The 25253-nt window shown below is 39.3% G+C and carries 20 protein-coding genes; 15 read left to right on the forward strand and 5 right to left on the reverse strand.

Translation table 11 applies throughout. The features are described from left to right. Window positions 1-262: 262 nt before the first annotated feature. Window positions 263-448 carry a KOW motif-containing protein gene (locus tag AC07VK_RS03635; RefSeq protein ID WP_492958391.1) on the reverse strand — a complete coding sequence of 62 codons (186 nt, stop codon included), beginning with the start codon at window positions 446-448 and terminating at the stop codon, window positions 263-265. 268 nt (window positions 449-716) lie between these two features. Between AC07VK_RS03635 and AC07VK_RS03640 the strand changes: the two genes are divergently transcribed. Next, window positions 717-3470, forward strand: a complete 2754-nt coding sequence (locus tag AC07VK_RS03640) for a glycoside hydrolase family 2 protein (protein ID WP_492958393.1) — start codon at window positions 717-719, stop codon at window positions 3468-3470. Window positions 3471-3533: 63 nt separating this feature from the next. Further along, on the forward strand, window positions 3534-4538 hold the full coding sequence (locus tag AC07VK_RS03645) for a 2-hydroxyacid dehydrogenase (protein ID WP_492958395.1): 1005 nt from the start codon (window positions 3534-3536) through the stop codon (window positions 4536-4538). A 78-nt stretch (window positions 4539-4616) separates the two neighbouring features. Here the strand turns inward: AC07VK_RS03645 and map are convergent, their stop codons facing one another. From map to AC07VK_RS03660, 3 genes are all read right to left on the reverse strand, one after another. Further along, window positions 4617-5417 (reverse strand): type I methionyl aminopeptidase, encoded by an 801-nt coding sequence (gene map / locus AC07VK_RS03650; protein WP_492958397.1) that lies wholly within the window; start codon window positions 5415-5417, stop codon window positions 4617-4619. Between the two features lie 132 nt (window positions 5418-5549). Continuing rightward, window positions 5550-6161: a Crp/Fnr family transcriptional regulator gene (locus AC07VK_RS03655; RefSeq protein WP_492958399.1), complete on the reverse strand. Its 612-nt coding sequence runs from the start codon at window positions 6159-6161 to the stop codon at window positions 5550-5552. Between the two features lie 157 nt (window positions 6162-6318). Next, the gene (locus tag AC07VK_RS03660; protein WP_492958401.1) at window positions 6319-7473 is read right to left on the reverse strand and encodes a helix-turn-helix domain-containing protein; all 1155 of its coding nucleotides are present in this window, start codon (window positions 7471-7473) and stop codon (window positions 6319-6321) included. A 354-nt stretch (window positions 7474-7827) separates the two neighbouring features. On the opposite strand from AC07VK_RS03660, the gene AC07VK_RS03665 reads away from it, so the two are divergent. Further along, window positions 7828-8007: a BF3379 family histone-like protein gene (locus AC07VK_RS03665; RefSeq protein WP_057933955.1), complete on the forward strand. Its 180-nt coding sequence runs from the start codon at window positions 7828-7830 to the stop codon at window positions 8005-8007. A gap of 96 nt (window positions 8008-8103) precedes the next feature. Here AC07VK_RS03665 and AC07VK_RS03670 read toward each other — a convergent pair whose 3' ends face one another. Continuing rightward, window positions 8104-8826: a LytR/AlgR family response regulator transcription factor gene (locus AC07VK_RS03670; RefSeq protein WP_492953316.1), complete on the reverse strand. Its 723-nt coding sequence runs from the start codon at window positions 8824-8826 to the stop codon at window positions 8104-8106. A gap of 122 nt (window positions 8827-8948) precedes the next feature. On the opposite strand from AC07VK_RS03670, the gene AC07VK_RS03675 reads away from it, so the two are divergent. From AC07VK_RS03675 to AC07VK_RS03730, 12 genes are all read left to right on the forward strand, one after another. Next, entirely contained in the window at window positions 8949-9170 is a 222-nt protein-coding gene (locus AC07VK_RS03675; protein WP_492953317.1) for a cold-shock protein, read from the forward strand. Between the two features lie 311 nt (window positions 9171-9481). Further along, on the forward strand, window positions 9482-9973 hold the full coding sequence (locus tag AC07VK_RS03680; RefSeq protein WP_492958403.1) for an anthrone oxygenase family protein: 492 nt from the start codon (window positions 9482-9484) through the stop codon (window positions 9971-9973). Between the two features lie 264 nt (window positions 9974-10237). After that, on the forward strand, window positions 10238-10861 hold the full coding sequence (locus tag AC07VK_RS03685) for an RNA polymerase sigma factor (protein WP_492953319.1): 624 nt from the start codon (window positions 10238-10240) through the stop codon (window positions 10859-10861). A gap of 145 nt (window positions 10862-11006) precedes the next feature. After that, window positions 11007-12125 carry a FecR family protein gene (locus tag AC07VK_RS03690; protein WP_492953320.1) on the forward strand — a complete coding sequence of 373 codons (1119 nt, stop codon included), beginning with the start codon at window positions 11007-11009 and terminating at the stop codon, window positions 12123-12125. 276 nt (window positions 12126-12401) lie between these two features. Next, window positions 12402-15734, forward strand: coding sequence for a SusC/RagA family TonB-linked outer membrane protein (locus AC07VK_RS03695; RefSeq protein ID WP_492958405.1), 3333 nt, complete (start codon window positions 12402-12404; stop codon window positions 15732-15734). A 32-nt stretch (window positions 15735-15766) separates the two neighbouring features. Beyond that, entirely contained in the window at window positions 15767-17257 is a 1491-nt protein-coding gene (locus tag AC07VK_RS03700) for a RagB/SusD family nutrient uptake outer membrane protein (protein ID WP_492958407.1), read from the forward strand. Between the two features lie 30 nt (window positions 17258-17287). Next, window positions 17288-18097: a DUF4843 domain-containing protein gene (locus tag AC07VK_RS03705; RefSeq protein WP_492958409.1), complete on the forward strand. Its 810-nt coding sequence runs from the start codon at window positions 17288-17290 to the stop codon at window positions 18095-18097. Window positions 18098-18107: 10 nt separating this feature from the next. Continuing rightward, window positions 18108-19529 (forward strand): PKD-like family lipoprotein, encoded by a 1422-nt coding sequence (locus AC07VK_RS03710; RefSeq protein ID WP_492958411.1) that lies wholly within the window; start codon window positions 18108-18110, stop codon window positions 19527-19529. A gap of 64 nt (window positions 19530-19593) precedes the next feature. Then, window positions 19594-20727: a redoxin domain-containing protein gene (locus AC07VK_RS03715; protein ID WP_492958413.1), complete on the forward strand. Its 1134-nt coding sequence runs from the start codon at window positions 19594-19596 to the stop codon at window positions 20725-20727. A gap of 23 nt (window positions 20728-20750) precedes the next feature. Then, window positions 20751-22619 (forward strand): protein-disulfide reductase DsbD domain-containing protein, encoded by a 1869-nt coding sequence (locus AC07VK_RS03720; RefSeq protein ID WP_492958415.1) that lies wholly within the window; start codon window positions 20751-20753, stop codon window positions 22617-22619. A gap of 66 nt (window positions 22620-22685) precedes the next feature. After that, complete coding sequence (locus tag AC07VK_RS03725) at window positions 22686-23270, forward strand: TlpA family protein disulfide reductase (protein WP_492958417.1); 585 nt, start codon at window positions 22686-22688, stop codon at window positions 23268-23270. 3 nt (window positions 23271-23273) lie between these two features. Then, entirely contained in the window at window positions 23274-24950 is a 1677-nt protein-coding gene (locus tag AC07VK_RS03730) for a trypsin-like peptidase domain-containing protein (RefSeq protein ID WP_492958419.1), read from the forward strand. Window positions 24951-25253: the final 303 nt, after the last annotated feature.

The following is a 25253-nucleotide window of genomic DNA, read 5'->3' on the forward strand; positions in this document are numbered from 1 at the left end:
TTCCAAGTCCTCACCCTCATGCTTCGGGTTTGCGGGCTTTACACGCCGATCGGGTTTAGGAACAATGGCTTGTATCGTAAAGCTAAAAATAGACGCGATTTGCAATTACAAAATGGCTAAACCAGTTCACAAATCCAGGGCAACAAAAAGCTGGAAAGTTAATCTGCAGTGATCTGCAAAATCAGCGATAAATATTTGGGTAAGGAGCCATAGGGTAAAAAATAATCAGTTATATACGTGATTCATGTTGATTTTTAAGAAATCAATTGTCCTTCAGTACTACATTCCGGCCAAGAGTTTTAAACCTAACGGCATTATCTTGCTCAACTGTAATGGTAATGTGCCCTGTTTTGCTCGTGTTTATATCGCTTACCTTACCGGCCTTACCTTTATGGGTGCCTTTAACTACAATGCAATGGTCGCCATCTTTTAAATTCGTTGTTTCCATCTTATTTACAAGCTTAAGTGTGTTCTGAACTGTGTAATATTATTTCGGCATTGGGTTGGCTCCGCTTACTTTCTGTGTTAAAATTATAAAATTTTAATGGGATGTCGATCATCATAAAATGAAGATGATGAAACGATGTAAAATGCTGGTTATTTTGTCTGATCTGCGATTAAATTCTGTTATCTTGTGAAATGCTCGCTTTAATGAACCAAAACCCTTTGTTTTTGATGAAAATAGCTTCTGTTTCTATACTAATACCAAATATATCATGATCAAAAGATTAATACCTTTATTGTTGCTATTGATTTCTTTCTCGGGCTTTTCGCAAGAAACGATCAAGACTTATCTTTCCGGAACGGATAAAGATCATACCAAACAATGGGATTTTTATTGTACTGCTGGTCGTAAAAGCGGCATATGGACTAAAATACCTGTACCATCTAACTGGGAATTACAGGGCTTTGGAACTTACAACTATGGACATGATAAGGTTAAAGCCAGCGAACAGGGCATTTATCGTTATGAATTTCCGATGGGTAAAATAACAGGAAAAAAAGTATACCTGGTTTTTGAAGGCGCTATGACCGATACTAAGGTTAGTATTAACGGAAAGCTGGCCGGAGACCTGCACCAGGGCGGATTTTATCGGTTTAAGTATGATATTACCACACTATTAAAACCCGAAGAGAAGAACCTACTGGAAGTTACGGTTGATAAAGTATCGGCAAATGCGTCGATTAATAAAGCCGAAAGAACGAGCGATTTTTGGATTTTTGGCGGCATTTTCCGTCCGGTTTACCTCGAGACGGTACCAAACAAATTTATAGAGAGAGTTGCAGTTAATGCCAAGGCCGATGGAACCTTTCAACTTGATGTTTATGGACAGAATTTGGCTGCCGATGATATTCTTGAAGCCCAGGTGAAAAAACTAACTGGCGAAAATGTGGGAAAAGCATTTGCTGTAAAAGCGAATTTAAATAATAGCCCACAAACCTTGAAAGCTACTTTCTCAAACCCTTTATTATGGAGCAGTGAATTCCCTAATTTATATCAGGTGGTGGTGCGGATCAAAAATAAACAGCAGATCATTCATCAGGTAAAACAAAAGTTCGGTTTTCGAACACTTGAACTGCGTAACGGCGACGGTTTTTATGTTAATGGTTCGAAAATGATTTTAAAAGGTGTTAACCGCCACAGCTTTTGGCCCGAAAGCGGGCGCACATTAAGTCGCGAAGTACATTTAATGGATGTGAGGTTAATGAAAGAAATGAATATGAATGCCGTTCGCATGTCGCATTATCCACCCGATGCAGAATTTTTGGATGTTTGCGACTCGTTGGGGCTATACGTGATTAATGAATTAACGGGCTGGCAGGCAAAATACGATAATACAGTAGGGCACAGGCTCGTAAAAGAGCTTGTAATCAGAGATGTTAACCATCCGTCTATTATTTTTTGGGCCAATGGCAATGAGGGAGGTTTTAATACTGATCTCGACAATGATTATGCCTTATACGATCCACAGAAACGTACCGTAATTCATCCCTGGGAGAAGTTTAACGGAACCGATACCAAACATTACCCAGATTATAATTATATGATTAAGGCGGCTACTTCAGGACAGGAGGTTTTCTTTCCGACTGAATTTATGCACGCGCTTTATGATGGTGGTGCTGGTGCAGCTTTAGATGATTTCTGGAATCAAATGTTGGTTCACCCGCATGGTGCCGGTGGTTTTATTTGGGCTTTGGTGGATGAAAGCGTAATCCGTACTGATAAAAATGGCATTTATGATGGTGATGGAAACCATGCGCCTGATGGAATTATTGGCCCACATCGCGAAAAAGAAGCCAGTTTTTACACTATAAAAGAGATATGGTCTCCTGTTTTTGTCGATCTACCAAAAATTGATCGAGATTTTAATGGTAAAATCGCGGTCGAGAACCGTTTCAATTTTACCAATCTTGATCAATGCACTTTTAAATGGAAATTGCTTAGTTTCCCCTCGGCTAACACTGGAGGAACAAAAGCTATTGTAAATGCCAGTGGTGCAACGGTTTCTAAGCTTAAACCTGGCGCAAAAGGTACGCTTGATCTGGCCTTGCCAAAATCGTGGACACAAAGTGATGCCTTATATTTAACCGCTTATGGGCCTGATAAGAAGGAAATATTTACCTGGAGCTGGCCGATAAAAACTGCCCGTTTGATTGTAGAGAAGCAAGAAACCACGCTATCCAATTCAGGAGTAAAAGCCGAAGAAACTAACCACTCGCTCCTGATTAAACAGGATGGTATGAGCTATTATTTTGAAAAAGCAACGGGTTATCTGGAGAAAGTGGTTAAAGGGAATACCATTATTTCTTTGTCAAAAGGTCCGCTGTTGGCTGGTGTGAATGCCGAATTGAAAAATTTTAGTCATAAAGCAGAAGGCGTAAAGTATATCATTGAATCTGATTATCAGGGTGCCGGTAATTTACATGCGAAGTGGACATTTGAAACAGGAAAGCTGGTCAAACTAGAATACGAATTTAATCAACAGGGCGATGCTGATTTTATGGGGATTACTTTTAATTATCCCGAGGATAAAATTACCGGAATGAAATACCTTGGCCGTGGCCCGTACCGGGTTTGGAAGAACAGGTTAAAAGGGCAGCAGTTTGGAGTTTGGCATAAGGATTACAATAATTCGATTACCGGCGAAACCTGGGGTTATCCTGAGTTTAAAGGCTATCATGCCGAAGTGAACTGGGTAACTGTAGAAAATAAAGAAGCCCCATTTACGGTTTATATACCCGATCAGGATACTTATCTGCAAATGTTCAGGCCTGCCCGTGAGGCTGCGGCATTAAGCAACAACAATGTAGAGCCCGCTTTCCCAGAAGGGAGTATCGGTTTCTTAAGAGGGATAAGTGCCATCGGGACCAAGTTTCAGTCGGCTTTATTATTGGGGCCTCAGAGCCAGAAAAACAAAACAGACGGAAAAACTTTTAAGGGGAAGCTACTATTCGATTTTGGAAAATAAGGGTTTTGATCCCTAGGTTAAAACAGGACAGCAAAATCCTATTTAATCTGTATTTTTAACGATATGAAGATTGTATTTTTTTCTGCGAAGCCATACGACCGTGAATTTTTTGAAAGCTGTAATAAACATTATGATTTTGAATTGGAATTTTGGGAAACTCATCTGGGGCCTCATATTGCCGATGCGATAAAAGTAGGTACTGATGCTGTTTGTGTATTTGTGAACGATAAACTAACGGCTGATGTTATAGCCATACTGGCCCAAAAAGGGGTGAAAATTATTGCTTTGCGTTGTGCAGGCTTTAACAATGTAGATCTGAATGCGGCCAAACAATATGGTATTCGTGTTTGCCGCGTTCCGGCTTATTCGCCACAGGCCGTTGCAGAACATGCCGTGGCCATGTTGCTTACGCTAAACCGTAAAACCCATAAGGCCTATAACCGCGTACGTGAACAGAATTTTTCGCTTTCAGGTTTAATGGGGTTCAATCTTTTTGGCAAAACAGTAGGGGTAATCGGAACAGGGAAAATTGGCGCTGCTTTCTGTAAAATTATGCTTGGTTTTGGCTGTATTGTACTGGCTTCAGATCCTTTTGTGAATAAATCATTACAAAGTGCGGGAGTAAAATATTTGCCTTTTCATGAAGTAATAAAAGAAGCCGATATTATTTCGTTGCATTGCCCGCTTACACCAGAAAACCATTACCTGATTGGATCAAATAGCTTATCGACGATGAAAAAAGGTGTTACGCTGATCAATACAAGTAGAGGCGGATTGATTAATACACGTGATGTAATCGAAGCACTAAAAACAGGTCAACTTACGGCACTGGGAATTGATGTGTACGAGCAGGAAGAACAACTCTTTTTTAAAGATCTTTCCGGAAGTATTATTGGTGATGATGATATTCAGCGACTAATTAGTTTTCCTAATGTTTTGCTTACCGGGCACCAGGCTTTTTTTACACAAGAGGCCTTAACAGAAATTGCAGCCTGTACCCTAAAAACGGTTAAAATATTGTTAGATGATGATGCTGAGGAGGTAGCTTCAGATGCAATATTGGTGTAGTAGCCCGAGAGATGGTTACATGGAGTTTTTTGAGAAGCTAATCACCACAAAATCTCCATGCACCCATTGCATTACTATTTAATAATATGAAGTATTAAGGTTGATGTTCTGCTTTTCTGCAGCCTCGATAGGAGCATAATTAGAAAGAATAAGTGCTTCCCCTTTTTTAATGCATACATCATGTTCAAAATGCACAGATGGACTTCCATCAGTTGTTCTGATTGTCCAGCCGTCTTCATCCAGAAAAACATCCTTTTTGCCCATATTTATCATAGGTTCTATGGCCAGCACCAGGTTTTCTCTTAAGAGTAAACCGTTGCCTTTACGACCATAATTCGGCACCTGGGGGTCTTCGTGCATATCTTTACCCAAGCCGTGGCCTACCAGATCTCTTACTACGCCGTAGCCCTGCTTTTCGTTATGATTTTGAATAGCCGCGCCAATATCTCCAATGCGTTTGCCCACAACTGCTTCTTTAATTCCAAGAAAAAGCGATTCTTTAGTTGTTTTTACCAGGTTTAGTACCGCTGGCGATACTTCGCCGATGATAAAGGTATAGGCATGATCGCCGTGAAAACCGTTTTTTATAGTACCCACATCTACTGAGATGATATCGCCATCTTTCAGCTCATCTTTAGTCGGAAAGCCATGTACAACCACATCGTTTACCGAGGTAATAATATGAAAGGGAAAACCATTATAGTTGTAAAAGGAAGGTACAGCGCCATTATCAAGAATAAATTCGTTGGCTATCCTATCAATCTCGAGGGTTGTAATGCCTGGCTTTAATATTTTAGCTACTTCTGCAAGGGTATCGCTCACCAGCAGCGCACTGATTTGCATCAGTTCTACTTCTTCGTTGGTTTTATATAAAATCATTGCTGCAAATTTAGCAAAAGAAGCGGAAAGGAAAGAAGACGAAGCATTGAATGATAGCAGGACTTGATGAGAGAAGATTGAATGTTATAGAATGACTGATTAATGGCATGTTGGATGAATTTTCACAGCTCATTAAGAGCACAGCCGGTAATCGAGTGTTAAAATTTTATTTCTGATTCTACTTAGGGTTTCTAAACGCATACCAAGGTAGCTGGCCAGATAACGCTGTGGTATTCGGTTGATATCCAGGTTGCTTTCCTGGAATTTACGGTACCTGCTCATTGCTTTCGGTATCCTGGCCAGGATTGATCTTTCTGATGCGGCATAATAATGAAGCGCCAACAGCTTTCTGCCGATTAAATTGGCCTCTGGATAGTTTTCGTACATCGAATCGATTAGGGTATAAGGGATGCAGATGAGTTGACATTCTTCCAGGGCCTGGAGATATTCTATAGAATGACTGGACTGCTGATCGGGGTGACGTATGGCGCCAATTAATTCATTTCCACAGCTAAACCAGGTGCTGATGTCTTTTTTACCATCGCGTACGAAGCCACGAACCAGTCCGTGTACCAAAAAATATAGCGAAGTATTACTGTCTATTGGTGAAAGAATGTGTTTATTCTTTTTAACATGGATGAGCTTACAGGATTTTTCATGTTCGGCCTTAAAGCCTTCAGATAAAGGGTAGAATTGCTCAATATAATCGAAAAACGGGCGTAAAAACGATGTTGAATAAGGCATAGTTAAGGCTGGTTTAGATTTCTGAGAAATGGATTAAAGCATACTCATATGATGAGCAGCACCAAAGGTATCTGGTATTGCAGTGTTTAGCGCAATATAGGGTTGTTGAGGCCTCTAACGATACGATCGTTAGAGTAAAAAATGGCCTAATAACAGTTTAACGGCTTAATTCCTGTGCAAAATAGGTGGTTGGCATTAAGCCCGTTTCTTTTTTAAATGCGTTGTAAAACGTAGCCAGACTTTTAAAACCAGCTTCAGAAGCAATGGCTTCGATGGTTATTTTATCCGATTTAAGGGGATACTGTTTTAAAAAATGATCAACGCGGTAACTGTTTATCCAATCGCGGAAATTTTTGCCGATGTGTTTGTTAATTACGAAAGAGCAGTGGTGGATCGGGAGGTTAAGTTTTGCCGCCAGATCTATAATCTGAAAATTGTGAACCAGGTAAAGTTGTTCCCCTTCCATAACTTCTTTCATGGCATGGGCATAATCAGATAGCTGTGCGTCTAGAAGATTAATTTTTTTGACAGCGGTAAGCGTACGTTTTGGATTTTCTTCCGATAAAGGAATTAATGAGGAATCAGTTTCTGTTTTCTTGGTTGCCGGTTTTTTTGCCCAATCAACAGCTACCAACAAATAGCCATAAAAAATATAAGGCTTGTGAAGCGCATATAATAAAATGACTAATAAGGCCAAACAATTGAGCACAATAAAAGAGGCGTTAACATATGGGATGTGTAAGCCTCTTAAAATAATGGGAACCAAACTGAACAACTGGAAAAAGGTCGCAATCCGAAGAAAAAAGATGATCCATTTTCTACCTTCACCTTCGAGTAGCTGTTGTGGTTTGTTTTTTAAGCGAAGAACAGTAACCCAGGTAAAGCACAAATAAGCAAATACCAGCACTGGCCTAAATAAGTAGTGGAAGTATGGAGGAAACAGGCCACTTTTTGCTTTTAGCGAGAAATAACCGTTTTCGGCTAACTGGCTTCCTATCACATTCCAATCGAGCGTTGTAGAGAAATGCCAGGGGATAACGTGGATAATAGCTAACAAAGCTGGCACAAAATGAAGCCATTCTATTTTTTGTAAACTTTTACGATCTTGAAGAAAACCTGTAATGTAGAGGTAAAAGCATGCTGGGGCAGCATAATAAAACGGGGTAAAAGTTTGATAAAAAAAGGCTAAAGTATCAGGTTGGTCCGATTTAAAGAGTAATGAGGTTAAAATCTGTCCAAACCGAGCAAAAAATATAACCGAAAGCAGAATGTTAAGCAGTTTATTCCCTCTTTTTGCGAAAAAAAGGTGCATAGAGAATAAAAGTAAGAATAGACAACTGGTACTAACGAGAAGGTTTAAAGATTGCATATTTCCAGGCAAGATAAAACATAATTGTTAAATTAAATTACCCTAATTGAAAAAAAATATGCTTAAATGCACCATTCGCAAAATGTTAAAAATGAGGTGCTTTTGTGTTAGAAATAAGGCAATTATAACTGCTGCTGCCCTTTATGTTTATTGGCTTTTTATGCCTTCCGCAATAATGATTTGGCATAAACGTTTGTTTAATTTATAAAAAGCAATAGTTTTGCGGCCCGTTTATTGTGAGCGGAAAGGAATATTATTTAATTATTGGATGTTTAGCATCCTTATAAAAGAAAACTTATGGACAAATTTAAAAAAGTGCAAGATCTAATCTCTTCTGTTGAAGCAGACGTAACTAAATTTTATGATGGTGGTAATGCTGCAGCAGGTACACGTGTACGTAAAGCAATGCAAGACCTAAAAGTTTTAGCCCAAGAAATTAGAGCTGAAGTAACTGATAAAAAAAATAGCGCTAAATAATTTGTTTTCGCTTTTAAAAATAAAGCCCGCGTTTTACGTGGGCTTTATTTTTATGTGCTAATCTAGGTCTATGCCCTTTATCTATCTAAAAGTTATTTATTTCCGTTTACTTGTAATTAGTTTATTGGTGAAGAAATCGCGGAAATCATTGTAGTAAAGGTCGCCTACAGTAAAGCTGGTGTGGTTGGAAAGCGTTACCCTTGTTCCCTCAACATGTAAAATATGATTGATGGAAATAATATAACCTCTATGCAACTGGATAAAACCCTTTTTAAGGTTTAGTTGTTCTTTAACATCTTTCAGACTTAAATAAGCAATAATTATCTTCTCTTTTGTATGTATTTTGATATAGTTGTGGAAGCTTTCAAAAGCAATTATATCAGCATAGTGCACTAAAACCGCTTTGTGGTCTTCTGATTTATTTTTGACCAAAAAATAAGTTTCCTGCCCTATATTTTCTATTTCTTCCTCAAAAACACGGTTTACCGTTAACGCAAATTTAGCATAACCGTAGGGTTTAAGTAAATATGCATCTGCTTCTGCTTCGAATGCTTCAAAGGCATATTCCTCATGAGAGGTGGTAAAAATCAGTTTCCTGGTTTTAGAACGGATTGCTTTAGAAAGTTCGATGCCCGAAATCTGTGGCATTTGAATATCCATAAATATCACATCTACCTGGTCAATCTTTTTAAGTTCGTTCAGGGCCACCATTGGATCGGTGTAACTCGCCAGAAGCTTCATGTTTGGGGTGTCCGCAATATATTTTTCAAGCCCCGAAATCGAGTTTTGTTGGTCATCAATGGCTATACACTTAATCATTTGTTAATCTTCTTTGCATACATAACGAAAATACACCTTTTCATACCGAAAATAGAACGCTTTATCCTGTTTCGCTGTGAATTTTCTTTCTATTGGCTAATTTAAGGTAAAATAAGTGCTTTATGATGTATACAGGAGTAATTAAATGGTATAATCCGGTACGAGGTTTCGGATTTATTGCACCCGATGATGGAAAGGAAATGGTTTATGCAGATAACCAGAAATTGATAGGGATTTATCGTCCTTCTTTAGTTGTAGGAACCAAAGTTCGCTTTAATTTAGAACAAGGGCAGGTGGGATGCCAGGCTACCAATATTGTAGTGCTAAATATGGGTTTTGACTAATATTTGCACCGATCTGTAACGAAAACAGACCGATCTATGTAACCTGGTGCTAAAAATAAGGACAGAATACGATCTTCGTTTACCATCACTGAAAATGTAGAAATTTTAATTTAGACGGCTTTTTGTTTGGGAGCAATAAACATTAAAATTTTTATTTAACATCTACCTATTAGCTTTTCTTTTCTAGATTATCTCTCTTTCCTATCTAAATTAGCGCTCTTTTTTAGATAGGATTTATTTTTTTTCGGATAACGTTTTTGCTTAAATTCGTCGTATTCTTTAGGGTACGGATACATTTAAAGCAATTGTTTATGAATATCAAAACCTTGGTTCTTTTATTGAGTACAGTTTCTACTGCACTTATAGGTGGTCTTTTTTATGCGTACTCCTGTTCGGTTATTCCGGGCTTGGCGCGTCTTTCTGATGCTTCCTTTTTACAAGCTATGCAATCAATCAACAGGGCTATTTTAAATCCTTTATTTTTTATTTCTTTTATGGGCACGCTAGTTATATTACCCATAAGCGTTTGGTTTTTTAGAGAACAAGCTATGGTATTTTACCTGCTTTTAGCGGCAACCTTATTATACTTCAGCGGTGTTTTTCTGGTTACCATCATTGGTAATGTACCCCTTAATAACCTTTTGGACGGGGCAAACCTGAGTAAACTTGGTGCAACAGACCTCACTGCACTGCGCGAAAAATTTGAGCCAGGATGGAATTTATTCCATCGAATCAGAACAATTGCTTCATTTATCTGTATTGTGCTGGTCGCTTACGCAGCAATATTAAGCCGTAATGCTTAAGGCTTATATGTCGGGTTTGTAGCTTTAAAGACGGTTGTAAATCTGTGTTTATCTGGGTGCATCTGTATTAAAACCCCTTGATCTAGCTGTCAGAATCTCGTCAATTGAACCCTAATAATCATCAATTGTGTCTATTTTGGTCTTTTTTTAATGACAAGGACTTTAAAAACTGCTTGTTTTTATTTTTATGGCGTAAAATGTGCCGATTTATGTAAAAAATTACAAATATCAAGAAATAAGTAAGATAAGACTCGGTTTAAGCCAATGAAACCGATTGTATTTATATTATCTTTGTGTATCTCTATGCGTGTTTACGGTTCATATTCTGATAGCGAATTGGCATTCTTGTTAACTCAAGGTGATGAGTTGGCCTTTACCGAAATTTACAACCGCTTTTATGGCTTACTTTTTATCCATGCCAATAAACGTTTAAATGATGATGAAGAAGCAAAGGATGTTTTGCACCAATTGTTCGAGTCGCTTTGGGTTAAACGTTTACAGGTAGCACCTGACGGTAATTTATCAGCCTATTTATATACAGCAGTTCGTAACCGTGTACTGGATGTGTTTGCGCATCAAAAAGTAGAAAGTAAATACATTGATTCTTTGCAGGATTATATAGATCAAGATCATGTGTCCACTGATTATATGGTGCGTGAAAAGCAAATGGCTCTATTAATTGAGCAGGAAATTGATGCTTTGCCGCCAAAAATGCGCGAAATATTTGTTTTAAGCCGCAAAGAGAATAAATCTCATAAAGAAATTGCAGCCGAATTAGGACTTTCTGAGTTAACGGTTAAAACACAGGTTAAAAAAGCATTGAGAATCCTTAAATCAAGACTAGGCGTTGTTGTTTATGTTGCTTTCTTCTTAAAAACTTATAGCTAATCTTCTCGGATATAGGTTAAATTCATTTTTTTTCTTTTAAATGTGTATTGAATGAAATTATTATAAAAAAAAATAATTTTTCGATACCCCCAAGGCTATGCCTTCGCCGTATATACAATAATCAACCAAACTAGATTTCTTTTTAATGGAGAAAAATGCAAAGAAGCTTTTAGATAAATACCGTGCAGGCCATTGTACACCAGAAGAAATGGCTATTGTAGAAGCATGGTACCTTCAGCTGCCTTTCGAAAAAGAGGCTCCCGATCATTTACTTATCGAAACCAGCAAAGAAGAAGTGTGGAACCGGTTAAGGCCAGGAAGAAAATCTGTAAAATTGGTCACGGTTAAGCGCATTGCGATCGCTGCCAGTATTATTTTATGCTGTAGCGTTGGACTCTATTTTATGGCTGGTCGTAATGCTGCGCCATTAACAGCTAAAACAGAATTAAAATATATCCTTCCAGGTGGAAATAAAGCTATGTTAACACTCGCCAATGGAACGGTGGTAAATCTGGATGATGCTAAAAATGGTCAGATTGCGAGCCAGAACGGTATCATCATCCGTAAGGCAAAAAACGGCCAGCTGGAATACATCATTAAAGAAATCCCAAATGGATCAGTTACAGGCTCCAACACCATTAGCACGCCCCGTGGCGGACAATACCAGGTAAGTTTGCCCGATGGTACAAAAGTTTGGCTCAATGCAGCCACAACCTTAAAGTACCCTTATGCTTTTGCTAAAAACGAAAGGGTAGTAGAACTTAATGGCGAAGCCTACTTTGAGGTTTCGAAAGATCATACCCGCCCTTTTCGGGTAAAAACAGATGCCCAAACGGTAGAAGTTTTGGGTACTCATTTTAATATTAATGCTTATAAAGATGAAGCCGCAGTTAAAACCACGCTTTTAGAAGGTGCTGTCAGAGTGAGCAATGCCTCTGGTAGTGTAAACCTACACCCTGGAGAACAATCGAGACTAAATATAAACACCGCTAAATTAATTCTCGATCAGGAAATTGATATGGATAAAGAAATGGCCTGGAAGAATAATGTTTTCTCTTTTGATAATGACGACCTGCAGAGCATTATGCGCCAGATTTCGCGCTGGTATGATGTAGATATAGTTTACGAGGGCAAAATTACACCAGAAAAATATGTGGGAGAAATACCAAGGAGCAGCAACTTAGCCGAGGTTTTTAGAATATTGGAACTTAACCATGTGCATATTGAGGTAAGGGGCAAGGTACTTACGGTATCAGGAAATTAAACAAGAATGGCTTTTCTTTAAACAGCCGAGAAATCAACCAACCAATTCACAAACTAACTAAACTTTATGATGAAAAAACTACCAGAAATTTAGCATCCTACCTTTAAAAAAAAACCGAAAGCGCGACAACGCTTCCGGTAGAAATTTGGACAAGCAGCTTGCTTCGAAACCCAGCTGCTATTTTTTAACCTCATTCATTACAAAGGTATGAAATTAACTACCCTTTACAACCCCGTGTGCGACATGCGGAGGGTAAAGATTAAATTTTTATTGGTCATGAAATTGACTACAATTTTATTACTGGTTGGCGCCTTACATGTTTCGGCAGCTACCTTTTCGCAAACCGTAACGTTATCCAAAAGAAAAACCTCGCTTAAACAGGTTTTTAAGGAGATCAAAAAGCAAACGGGCTATTTTTTCTTTTATAAAGGTCAGTTGTTACAGGATAAACCCGAAGTAACCATAGAATTAATGAAAGCCTCGTTAACCGAGGCGTTGAATGCCGCTTTAAAAGATCAGAACCTCAGTTTTAACATTGTTAACAAAACTGTCGTAATTAATGGTAAAGCAGACTTGCCGGCACCAACAACAAGTATCAACGCCAAAATGGAAATAAAAGGTGTTGTTGCTGATAAAGCTACAGGAGAAACCATTCCGGGTGTAAACATTTCGATCAAAAATGGTGCAAGTGTAGGCATTACCAACGAAAAAGGCGAATTCAAAGTCAATGTTGATGAAGGGAGCATTTTGGTTTTTAGTTATGTGGGCTACGAATTGTTCGAAATCAAGGTTACAGGTACTAAAACGTTAAACGTTAAACTCACCTCTAAGATGACCCAAATGAACGATGTAGTAGTAACGGGTTATCAAACAATTAAAAAAGATAACTATACCGGTAACGCAATTACGATATCCGGAGATCAGCTGAGAAGGGTAAATCCACAGAGTTTGCTTCAAAGTATCGGAACGTTCGATCCTTCATTTAAACTGATAGATAATAATCTTGCAGGCTCTAATCCTAACAGAATTCCTTCTATCAATGTTAGAGGTGCTTCTGCACTGCCAAGTGGCGATGGGCAGGTGCTGAGAAGGGATGATATTCAAGGTAGAGCGAACATGCCCGTTTTTATGCTAGATGGCTATGAAGTAAGCGTGGAGAAAGTATTTGATTTGGATGTGAACAGAATCGCATCGGTTACCTCGTTAAAAGATGCAGCTGCAACGGCAATTTATGGTTCACGCGCGGCCAATGGTGTAATTGTGATTACCACTAAAACACCCTTAGAGGGCAAATTAAGGATAGAATATAATTACGAATTGAATCTTACAGCTGCAGATCTAACGGATTACCAGGTGTTAAATGCGGCTGAAAAACTAGATTATGAAGTTTTGGCAGGATTATATAATTCTTCGAAACAGCAAGTGTCTCAAGATCAGCTAGATGAAATCTATTATCATAAAAAAGCCAATGTTGTTGGTGGCGTGAACAGTTATTGGTTATCCCAACCCCTGCGTAATACCATAGGGCATAAACATGCTGTAAATCTGGATGGCGGTTCGCAAGCATTTCGGTATAATGTAAACCTTCGCTACCAAACCAGGCCAGGAGCAATGAAAGGATCGGAAAGGGACCAATATTCTGGCGGAATGAGTTTTCAGTATAATGTGAAGAAAATTCAGTTCAGAAATGAATTATCCGTAACACAAGTGGGCGCTACCGAATCTCCATATGGCGATTTTTCTAATTATGTACGCATGAATCCTTATTACCCATTGCAAGATGCTAATGGCATGACGATGAGGATTTCTGATATATATGAAAAACAAGATCGATCGAGAGAATATGTTTTTAATCCACTGTTTGATGCCGGTTTAAGCAGTTTCAACAAATCGAAGTACACCGAAATTATTGATAACCTCTCTGCCGATATAGAGGTGGCGAATAACCTTCGGTTAAGGGCGCAAATGAGTTTAACTAGCAAATCGAATTCTGATGACATATTTACTTCTCCGCTTGCAAATAAATATTACCTGTACACAACAGATAAAATAGATGAAAAGGGCGAATACACGAACAGGGAAATGAAAGAAACCTATTGGGATAGTAATATCAGGCTAACCTGGCTAAAGCAGATCGGTGGCAGTTATTTTAACGCTTTAGTAGGTGTAAATGCCCGTACAGAGCTGCGCGATCAAAAAGAATTTACGGCTATTGGATTTGCTAATGATCGTTTTACCAGCATAGGCTTTGCCAAGGGCTATGCTGAGGACGGAAAACCGCAAAGCAGGCTCGAAAAAGCAAGGCTTTTTGGCTCTTTCTTTACGATGAACTACTCGTATAAAAACCGCTACCTTATGGATGGAACCGTTCGTATTGATGGTTCTTCTAAATTCGGAGTGAACAATAAATTGGCTCCTTTTTGGTCTTTCGGATTAGGATGGAATGTGCATCAGGAGAAATTCCTGCAGGGTAATCCTGTAATTAGCCAACTTAGACTAAAAGCTTCCACAGGTCTCACCGGTTCGGTAGAGTTCGATCCTTACTTATCAAAAACCATTTATAAGTATAATACCGGAAACTGGTATTCATCGGGTATTGGTGCCGGAGTAAACAGTTATGGAAATGATAACCTTGGATGGCAAAAAACAAGGATGACTGATATTGGTATCGATATCGGATTGTTCAAAGATCGTGTAATGCTTACGCCAAGAATATATAAGAAGTTTACCAAAGATATTTTGGCCGATATTACCTTACCGCCATCAACAGGCTTTCTGTCTTATAAGGAAAACCTTGGCGACATGGAGAACAAAGGCGCAGAGCTGGGACTAACCATAGATGCAGTAAGAAGCAAAGACTGGTCGGTAAACCTGAATGCAAGTATGGTTTCCAATAAAAACAAAGTGGTGAGAATTTCCAATGCGTTAAAAAAATACAATGACAGGGCAGACGAATTGCAGTCGGTAAAACCAGGAGATGGTGGTTACAGGGGCATTCCCTTACTTAGGTTTAGCGAAGGACAACCTTTCAATGCCATTTATGGTGTACGTTCGTTAGGCATCGATCCTGAAAACGGACGTGAATTATACCTCAAAAGAGATGGTACACTTACATACGACTACGATAAGAGAGATTATGTGGTAATTGGCGATCCTAATCCTAAAGTGAGCGGTTACTTTGGTGGAACGGTTAACTACAAAAGATTTAGCTTGTATGTACAGTTTCAAACTTTTTTCGGAGGCGACAAATATAACCTGACACTGGTAGAACGTGTTGAAAATGCTGATCCAAAATATAATGTTGATAGGCGTGTATTCGAGGAAAAGTGGAAGCAGTCTGGCGACCTTTCTTTTTATAAAAATATAGCAGATAATGGCGAGACGGATGTAAGTTCGAGATTTATACAGCCTGATAATCTGATCAATCTTCAATCAGTAAACCTTTCTTATGATATGAATAAAAAAATCGCATCTAAACTATCGATGTCGAGTCTCATGTTTCAGGTAACTGCCAATGATGTGGTACGTTGGTCATCAGTAAAAGAAGAAAGAGGAATTAATTATCCGTTTACCAGGAGTTTAACCTTTTCTGTTAGGGCAGCTTTTTAAGCTATTAATGAACAGATTTAAAATATAAAAACATGAAAATTAGATTGTTAATATGCCTCTTCTTGATAACAGGGTTATTGAGTTCCTGCAAGAAATGGCTGGAAGTTGAGCCGGAATCAGAGATTGCTGCTCCAATTTTATTCAGTACAGAAAATGGCTTTATGGAAGCCATAAACGGTGTGTATAACCGCAGTACAGAGTCAGATCTTTACGGTAAAGAACTCACATTTGGCACAACAGAGGTACTTGCCCAAAATTTTTCGATGCGCGATGACGGACAGGATTATAGACAGACCTCATTGTACAATTATAAACATGGCGAGTTTATTAAGCGTAAGGATAAAATATGGGCTGGTTTATACAATGCAATTGTAAACTGTAACCTGATCCTCGAAAATGTAGATGCGAAAAAGAACATTTTTAGCGGAGCCAATTATTCCATTGTCAAAGGAGAAGCACTTGCCTTAAGAGCCTACCTGCATTTCGACCTTTTGCGTCTTTTTGCGCCCTCTTATTTGAGAAACCCTTCTGCAAAAGGAATTCCTTATGCTAACAAATACACGAAAGAGATTACGCCGGTTAACAACGTTTCAGAAACCATTAATCTGATCATCAAAGATTTGGAAGAGTCGAAACAATTATTAGTTGTGGATCCGATTCGGAGTGCCAATTATGTGGTAAATTATCCCTTAGTTACCGATACACTGAAAAATACAGAAGAGAAAAACCCAAGTCTTTTCTTACAGAACAGAAGGCATCGTTTAAATTATTATGCAGTATGCGGAACGCTTGCCCGGGTTTACCTTTATAAAAATGATAAAGTTAAAGCCTTGCTGAATGCTAAAGAGGTTATCGACTCGAAAAAATTCCCATGGACAGCAAAAAGTGATTTTGAGGCATTCGAAGATTCGAAGAAAGATCGTATCCTGTATAAGGAACTTGTTTTTGGGTGGTACATACCGGGTGCTGCAAAAGAAATAAAAGACAATTGGTTTCAAAGTGGTACCAGAGGCTTTTATTTGATTGAGGATGCCGCAGATTATATCTATGAAAAGGCAACAGCCGGAGCAAGTGATTCCCGTTATAAATACTGGTTATCTGCTACCTCTAGTCAATCATCAAGGTCTTACGATATCGTTAAATACCGGAGAAATCCCTTAAGCACTGAAACAGGCGCAAATCTACATTACCTGATGGCTCCTGCAATCAGGCTTAGTGAGCTGTATTACATCGCTGCTGAGTGTTCTTATGCAAACAACCCCACAGTCGCAGTGAATTACCTTACACAGGTTCGTGAAGCAAGGCAAATAGGCGATCCATTGACCATAAACAACGAAGAAGATTTATTAAAAGAGCTACTTAAAGATGCCCGTAAAGAATGGTTAGCCGAAGGCCAGTTGTTCTATATGTATAAGCGGCTTAATAGAGCTATAGTAGGGCAGACCGGTGTAACCATTCCTGCTTCTGATAATATTTTCGTGTTACCTCTCCCTAACGACGAGATTGTTTATGGTGGCAGATAAAACAATTTGAAATTCTATTAATAGCAAATTATGAAAATATATATATTAATATTCGCAGTCATTTGTCTTGTTTCTTGCAAGAAAGCAGAAGAGATGCGTTTTGATCACAGTGCTAATGTCTATTTCGATATTTATAATGGAGATAAAGACAGTATAGTAAGAACCTTTGCCTATAATCCGACACTGGCTCAGGATACCGTATGGTTACCTGTACGTTTATCAGGAATCAGAACAGATGCAGAGCGGAAATTTAGTGCGCGGGTAGATACCGATTCTTCTACGGCCACGCCCGGAATTCATTACGAAGCTTTGAAAACTCAATATTCAATCCTTCCGAATAAAGGACTAGGATACATTCCTGTAGTAATTTATAATAAGGATAAGGAACTTGAAAACAGATCGGTTTCCATATTGATCAAATTAACCGGTACATCAGATCTGGGCATCGAAAACCCTTATCTGATCAGGGCAAAAGTAGTATTTTCTTCCAAACTGGAAAAACCAAGCTGGTGGGATACCTGGCCGCTTCCTCCTTATTCGAGAACCAAACACGAATTGTTTATTCTGGTTACGGGGCAAACCTCCCTTACTACCGACGGACTGGATGCACCAAAAAACCTCTACTATATAGGATTATTAACCACTATGCTAAATAATCCATTTAATTGGGTAACTAAAAATGAAGCAAAAGGCTATGTAATTGAAGAGGTAACTGCAGGTAATACCAATAGTTATTATTTCTACAATAAAAAAAATCCGGCCAAAAAAACGCTGTTGAGAAAAAACATGCAAAATGGCAAGTATTATTTCATAGATGAAAACGGTAATGAGGTTATTTAAATATAAAAACATGGATATTAAAAAATTAATCTTGTTGATAATTGGTGTGGTTTCTCTTGCCGCATGTCATAAAGACCTTGGCAATTATGATATTGATATGCCTATCGAGCCTAAACTGGCTAACCTCGATTCTGTTTACACTGCAAGTGTAGGTGATAGTTTGATCATCAAACCAAAAATAGAAGGTGTGGATGCGGCCAATATAGAACTTCAATGGAAAATAAGTGTAATGGAAGGGAATGATGTTCTTTATACCGGACCAGCATTAAGGATCATATTCGGCTTGCAGGCTAAAAGATACGCTGCCCGTCTTACGGTCTTCAACAAAGCAAACGGAATGAAATATTTCCATAAGTTTTACATAGACGGCGGAACCGAATTTGCCAGTGGTACAACGGTATTGAGTGTCGAAAATGGAATAACACAGTTCTCATTTGTAAAACCAGATGGCAGTGTAAAGGCACGTTTGTACAGGGCAATGCAAGGGAAAGATTTGCCTGCAAACCCCACAAATTTATTTTTGCTTAGGAATACGTTTACGGGCGGTACATTGTTAGGGTATTGGATTATTACAAAAAATGGCGGAATCAGGTTGGAGCCCAATACCATGCAGGAAGATCCAAAATACCCGAATACACTTAAGGATAACTTCTTTACACAACCAGATAATCTTGAGGTTGGTTCACTGATTTCGCATCCTCAAGGGGTAATGATGGGCGTTGTAAATGGTAAATTTTATGGTGGAACAACGAGCACATGGGATCAGGCAGCTACTTATGGAATGTTCGGCTTACCTGCTGATGGTGATTATGAATTGGCCCCATCTTTTGTAATGAGCTTTACGCAATCGGCTACTTATTTTATTGGCTTCGACAGAAACAGAAAGCAATTTGTCCGGATCAATCTTTATGGAGCGCCTGTTTACTTTGGTACCCAATATTCGGTTACCACAACAAATGCCTTCGATCCTTTAAATGTGGGTATGGACCTTGTTCATTTGGAGCAACTTAATAACGCAGATTGTTTTGCCTATTGTAAGGGTACCGATGGGAAGATTTATGAATTAAAGTTCAATGTTCAGTTTAACGGGCCGTTTACCTTTACCCCTCAACATAAACGTCTTTTTGTACGCCAGGAGTTAATTAACGAAAATACAAAATGGAGTGGTGCTAAAAATGGGGTAATCTATATTGCCAATGGCAGTAAAGTGTATCGATATAATCCTGTAAATGAGGAGCTAAGAGAGCTGGCTACTAGCTTTAGTGGTAAATCGATTACGATGTTAAAACTTACCGAAGACGAAGAAACGCTGATGGTAGGAACAGAAGAAACCGTTTCTTTCCTAAATATAGCTACCGGAATGAATGGTGTACTCATTAAAAAGATCGAAGGGATTCCCGGCGCTCCGGTTGATATTGCAATCAGAAAATAATGCTGTTCCACGCTTGGGCTTAAATCTGAGCGTGGAACTTATTTAAACATAAAGAAACATACAAATGAAAATCATAAAATTAGCAGTATTGGCCTTTTTGTTACCAGTTTTAAGCTGGGCACAAGCGCCGAATTTTAGTTTAACAGGTAAAATAGGCACATTGGGTGCACCGGCGAAAGCCTATATCGATTACATGGATAATGGTGTAAGTCACGAAGATTCAGTAGCGCTTGTTAATGGAAGTTTCAAGTTTGCCGGACATATTTCTGGTAATGCTTATGCACGCATGGCCTTAGATCATACTGGCAGTGGCAAAGGTAAGGCGGTGTATACCGGAGATGTGATTTATTTTTATTTTGGTAAGGAACAGGTAACAATCACTTCAAAAGATTCTTTGGAAAATGCTGTTTTTGCTGGTTCAAAGGTTTACCAGGAATATGAGGCCTATAATAAAGCCATTGGCGGTACCATTATGGCGCTTACCAAAGCTGTAAATATCGATTTTAACCGCGGTACACCCGAACAGCAAAAAGATACTGCTTATATGAAAGCGGTAGATCTGCGTTACAGAAAGAACATCCAGAACAGAACAGACAAACAGTTTCAATTTGCTAAAGAACACCCAACTTCGTACTTCGCTTTGGTCGCATTATCAGAAGCTGCCGGAAGTAAGGTTGATGTAGCCAAAGTTGAGCCTCTTTTTAATGCCTTGAACAAAGCTTATCGCGAAACCGACATGGGTAAAGAACTTGCGCAGCGTATTGCTGCAAGTGGCATTACTGCTGTTGGAAATGTTGCGCCGCTTTTTACACAGAACAATGTGGTAGGCAAACCGGTTTCGTTAGCCAGCTTAAAAGGAAAGGTGGTTCTGGTTGAGTTTTGGGCAAGCTGGTGTGGGCCATGCAGGGCCGAAAATCCGAACCTGGTAAAGCAATATCAAACCTATAAAGATAAAGGTTTCGAAATTATCTCAGTTTCATTGGATAATGTAAAAGAACGCTGGTTAGAAGCGATAGAAAAAGATGGTTTAGACTGGATTCATGTTTCTGACCTAAAAGGGTGGAACAACGAAGTGGGCCGTTTATATGGCGTACGTGCCGTACCTGCAAGTTTTCTGGTAGATGCTCAGGGTAAGATCATTGGTAATGGCTTACGTGGCGAGCCTTTGAATAAAAAGCTTGCAGAAATATTCAATTAGTTATTGGCTGATAAATATAGATCATGAAAAAGATGCTAACGGCATGTCTGATGCTGGTTTCGCTACTCACTTTTGCGAATACGAAATATCGGGAGAAAATTGCATTAAAGGTTTTGTATGTGGGCTATAATCCCGATAAGCCAATGCCGAAAAATGTAGTTTATTATTCAACTGCTCCAGCTATTATTGAAAAAATATACAAAACCAGAATGGCCGATTTTAAAGCTTTTTTGGAACAAAGATTTACTGAGGTTAAGGTGATAGATGTGGCTGATTATAAGGTAGAAATGTCTGATGGGGTAGATGTAACGCTGATGGATGCAGGTCCGGTTAACATGCCCGCAAACTTTAGTCGCCCGATGGTTTTGATGCATGCCATGGCACCCAATGTGGGTTTACCTTTAGGTTTAAAATTCGATTGGTACTGCCAGTGTTTGGATGATGAAGCCTTGAACATCAAAACCGATCATCCCATTTTTAATACCCCAAATGCTGTGAAACTAACCATGGTGAAAAAACCGACTCCAGGTTCTTTTTTTAATGGTCATCAGGGAGTTGGTACACCAAAAGAAATGGATAGGTGGCAGGTGGTAAAGCAAGGCTTTTCTTCAAAAGAACCTTACCTGATCGGTATGGTTTCGCATGGTGAAGGATTTAATGATTCGCCTGATGCCGAATCTATTTCAGGTGGGGTTTGCCTTAAAAATGCCGAAGCAGTGGCATTAGGTCGCCAGGGGAATTACTTTATGTGGGGTTTTGCAGGCTCTCCAGATTATATGACAGATGAGGCCAAAGATGTTTTTGTAAACACGGTTTGTTACATCAAAAAATTCGATCACCTTCCGTCTATTGTTAAAAAAGTGCAGATCGAAACCCGTAGCGGTATCGATGAACTGATCTATCGGTTAAGCAAAGATCTTTATAATCAGGCCATTGTTTCGCGACGGGAAGGTAACCTCCGTATGCTTAAAATGCAACAGGAATTAAAGGATAAAAAAGCAAAAGGCGAAGATATTGGCCATGGCAACGAAATGTTCTTGAAAATGCCGGTAACCAACGATACTCAATCTTTTGAAGACTATGTAAAAGGTTATGCCGGAGATAGTTTATTTGCCATTTATGGTACTAACATCAGTCTCTATCACAAGTATTACCGTCAAAATTACGAGTATTTCTATCCCTCTGGCGTGTATACCCTTCAGTTAGATCGTGATGCACAAAAACTAGGCATTTCTAATCGTAAAGTGGCGCTTTTAGATAAATGTGTAGGTTTATTGGAGGCCAACAAAGAGGTAGCAATGGCCCAGCGTTTGCTCGAACGTTACACTACTAAAAAATTCAGCAAAGTAGCTGAATGGAGAAATTGGCTCAATCTAAACCGCAATAATCTATTCTATACCGAATCCGGTGGCTTTAAATTCATGGTCAATACCTATGGAAAAGGTCTTCCTACCGGTCAACAGCAAAGTTATCAGTTGCCGAAGGCGGTTGTTAATGACGAGCCTACCACGGCCGATCCGGTTGCGGTTTCTGCAAGATTTATTCCCGGTAATGGCCATAAAAAAGATAGTTTGCTTATCGAAGCCAAAATTTTAAAAGGTTGGCATATTTATGCTTATGTGTCTAAAGATAACCCATTTGTGGCTACAGAAACCAGATTGGAACTTCCTGAAGGCGCAGTAGCGGATCATGAATGGAAAACTACAGCAGCTATTCCATATCCGGGCAACGAGGGCATGTTTATTTTTGAAGGAAAGGCAAACTTTAGGATAATGGTCGATTACAGCAAGGCCAAAGCAGGCACTAAAATTAAATGTGGTTTATACTATCAGGTGTGTGATGAAACCAAATGTTACCCACCGAAAGAAAAGATATTGGAGATACTCATCTAATCTACCTATGCGCTCAGCATGGCCGGTAAAATGGCCTTGCTGTTTTTTAACTCCTTAATTTAAAATATGAAACCTTTTTTCAGGCTTTACCTTTTGGTTTTGCTGTGTGTAACCTGTACTTCATTGTGGGCGCAATCTGCTGCTAGCAGAACTGATTCGCTTCACAACAAGCTTTTGGTAGAAATGATAACCGTGCCTGCGCCTAATTTTGCCTTAAAAGATCTCGATGGAAATGTAGTATCGTTAAAAGACCTTAAAGGAAAAGTAATTGTACTCGATTTCTGGTCGACATGGTGTGTGCCCTGCAAAAAATCTTTTCCTGCCATGCAACTGGCTGTTAATACCTATAAAAACGATCCTTCTGTAAAATTCTTATTTATCCATACCTGGGAAACCAGCAAAACACCAGTTGAAGATGTGAAAAAATACATCGCACAATCGGGTTTTAATTTCCAGGTGCTGATGGACCTGAAAGATGGGGCTGGGCATAATGCTGCGGTTGAAGATTACGGCGTAAGTGCCATCCCTGCAAAATTTATCATCGATAAAGCAGGCAATACAGTATTTAAACTAACCGGCTTCACCGGAACCGATGCCGCTGCGCTCCAAGAAATTGCTGAGCGGATTACATTGGCAAAAAATCATAAATAACAAATGAATAACGCTATAAAGGGAATAGCAGTAACGATAGTTATGCTGCTCAGCTTAAATGCTGTGGCCCAGAAAAAACAGGTTGCCAAATTTCAGAAAACCATTGCCGAAGCTGTTAAAAAAGCCTATCCTGCAAGTGTAAGGATGTGGGGTTTCGATGTACAGCAAAACCAAAGAACCAGTGCACAGTTTAGTGGTGTGGTGGTGAGTGCCGATGGCTACATCTTAACGGCAGCACATACCATTTTACCCGGTAAAAATTATAAGGTCTTTTTTCCTGATGGCCGCGAATGCATCGCGCTAGCCCTTGGTAAAATAGAAAACAAAGCGACGCCAGGCATTCCGGATGTGGGCATGATGAAAATTACCGATAAGGGAACTTGGCCCTTTGCAGAGATGGGCTATTCGGCAAGCTTGCTTAAAAACGAGCCTTGTATCAGTATTTCATATCCCGAAACCTTAAATCAAACGCTGCCAACATTAAGGTTAGGAAATATTGCAGAAGTGAAAAATGAATATGGTTTTATCCGCTCAACCTGCAAAATGGAACCAGGTGATTCTGGTGGACCTTTATTCGATTATTATGGCCGCGTAATCGGATTGCACAGTGCCATTGATGTCTCAGAGGAAATGAATTTCGAAATTCCAGTCGACCTTTACCGCCGTTATTGGACAGCGCTAAACAGTGAAAGACTTTATACCGCTTTCCCAGAGGAGAAGGATAGTGTGAAAACAGATCCCTTGTCTTTGCTATTACAGAAAGAAAGCAAACAAAAGGCTTTACATCCTGATTTTAATATGCCAACGCTTAAAAATAGCTGCTTTTCCATCAAAAGTATGCTAAAAGGAAAAAACGAGGATATTTACGCCACTTTATTGAATGTTAACACGGCAAATGGAGCTAAAAAACAGTTTCTACTGAGTAAAAGCACTATGGTTGGTGAGCAAGCACTATGTGATATTAATGGAGTTGCCGTGCCAATTAAATTAATTGGAAAAAATCAGGAAAATGACCTGGTTTTATTTGAACTTGAACAGCGAATAACTGGTGGGATTGATTTAAATATTTCTGATAGCAACAGCGTTAAAATAGAATTGGGTAAACTTCTTTATAGCATTGATCCCGCTGGCAAAGTGATGCGCAGTGTTTTGGGTAGTGCGCTATTTAATTTGCCTAAAATAAACAGTCAGCCTTATTTGGGTGCAATGGTGATGTATAATTCCAGCCCCGTTCAATTCTCGTTAGTTAAAGCGGGCAGCCCGGCAGAAAAAGCGGGAATAAAAGTTGGCGATGAACTGATCAGTATGAATGGTAAACCGATAAAAAAAGCAGGCGATTTCGCTCCAGAAATACTGAAGTATTGGGCAGATGACGAAGTTATTTTTGAATGGGAAAATGCTTCAGGTAAGATGAGTAAAACACTAAAATTAGAGGGAAGGGGGCAGTCGGTATTTAATCACCCGGCAGAGAAATTTGAAGGTGGAAAGTCGGAGCGGAGAGATGGTTTCAATGCTGTTTTTACACACGATGCGGCCATTAAAGCCAATGCCTGCGGTTCGCCTGTTTTCGATTGGGAAGGTAATTTTTATGGGATTAACATCGCGAGGTTTAGCAGAACAACCACAGTAGTGGTTCCAAAGAAAACGATAATTGATTTTGTTTTGAAGACTATTCAGTAGTTTGGTTTTCGCCACGGAAACACAGAAATCACGGAAGTTCTATTGGTCGGTGTCTCACCGACCGATAAGGACTGCCTAAACCTGCTTTACAAAAACGATACATTATGCAGTATTATTTGGAGCGGCTTGCCTGTGCTACGATTAAAGTTTGTTCCCGTGCTTCGCTGTATCCCTCCGCTGCGCTTTGGGGATGCCGCTACGCCCGGGGCTAAGCACTCTTTTTCTGTGGAGAACCTGATACATAAGTAATTACCTTTGGTGCGTTCGCTTCAGGCTCGGTTCGGCGTAGCTTCTGTACAACAG

It is taken from the genome of Pedobacter sp. GW821-FHT01D05 (genome assembly GCF_059422505.1).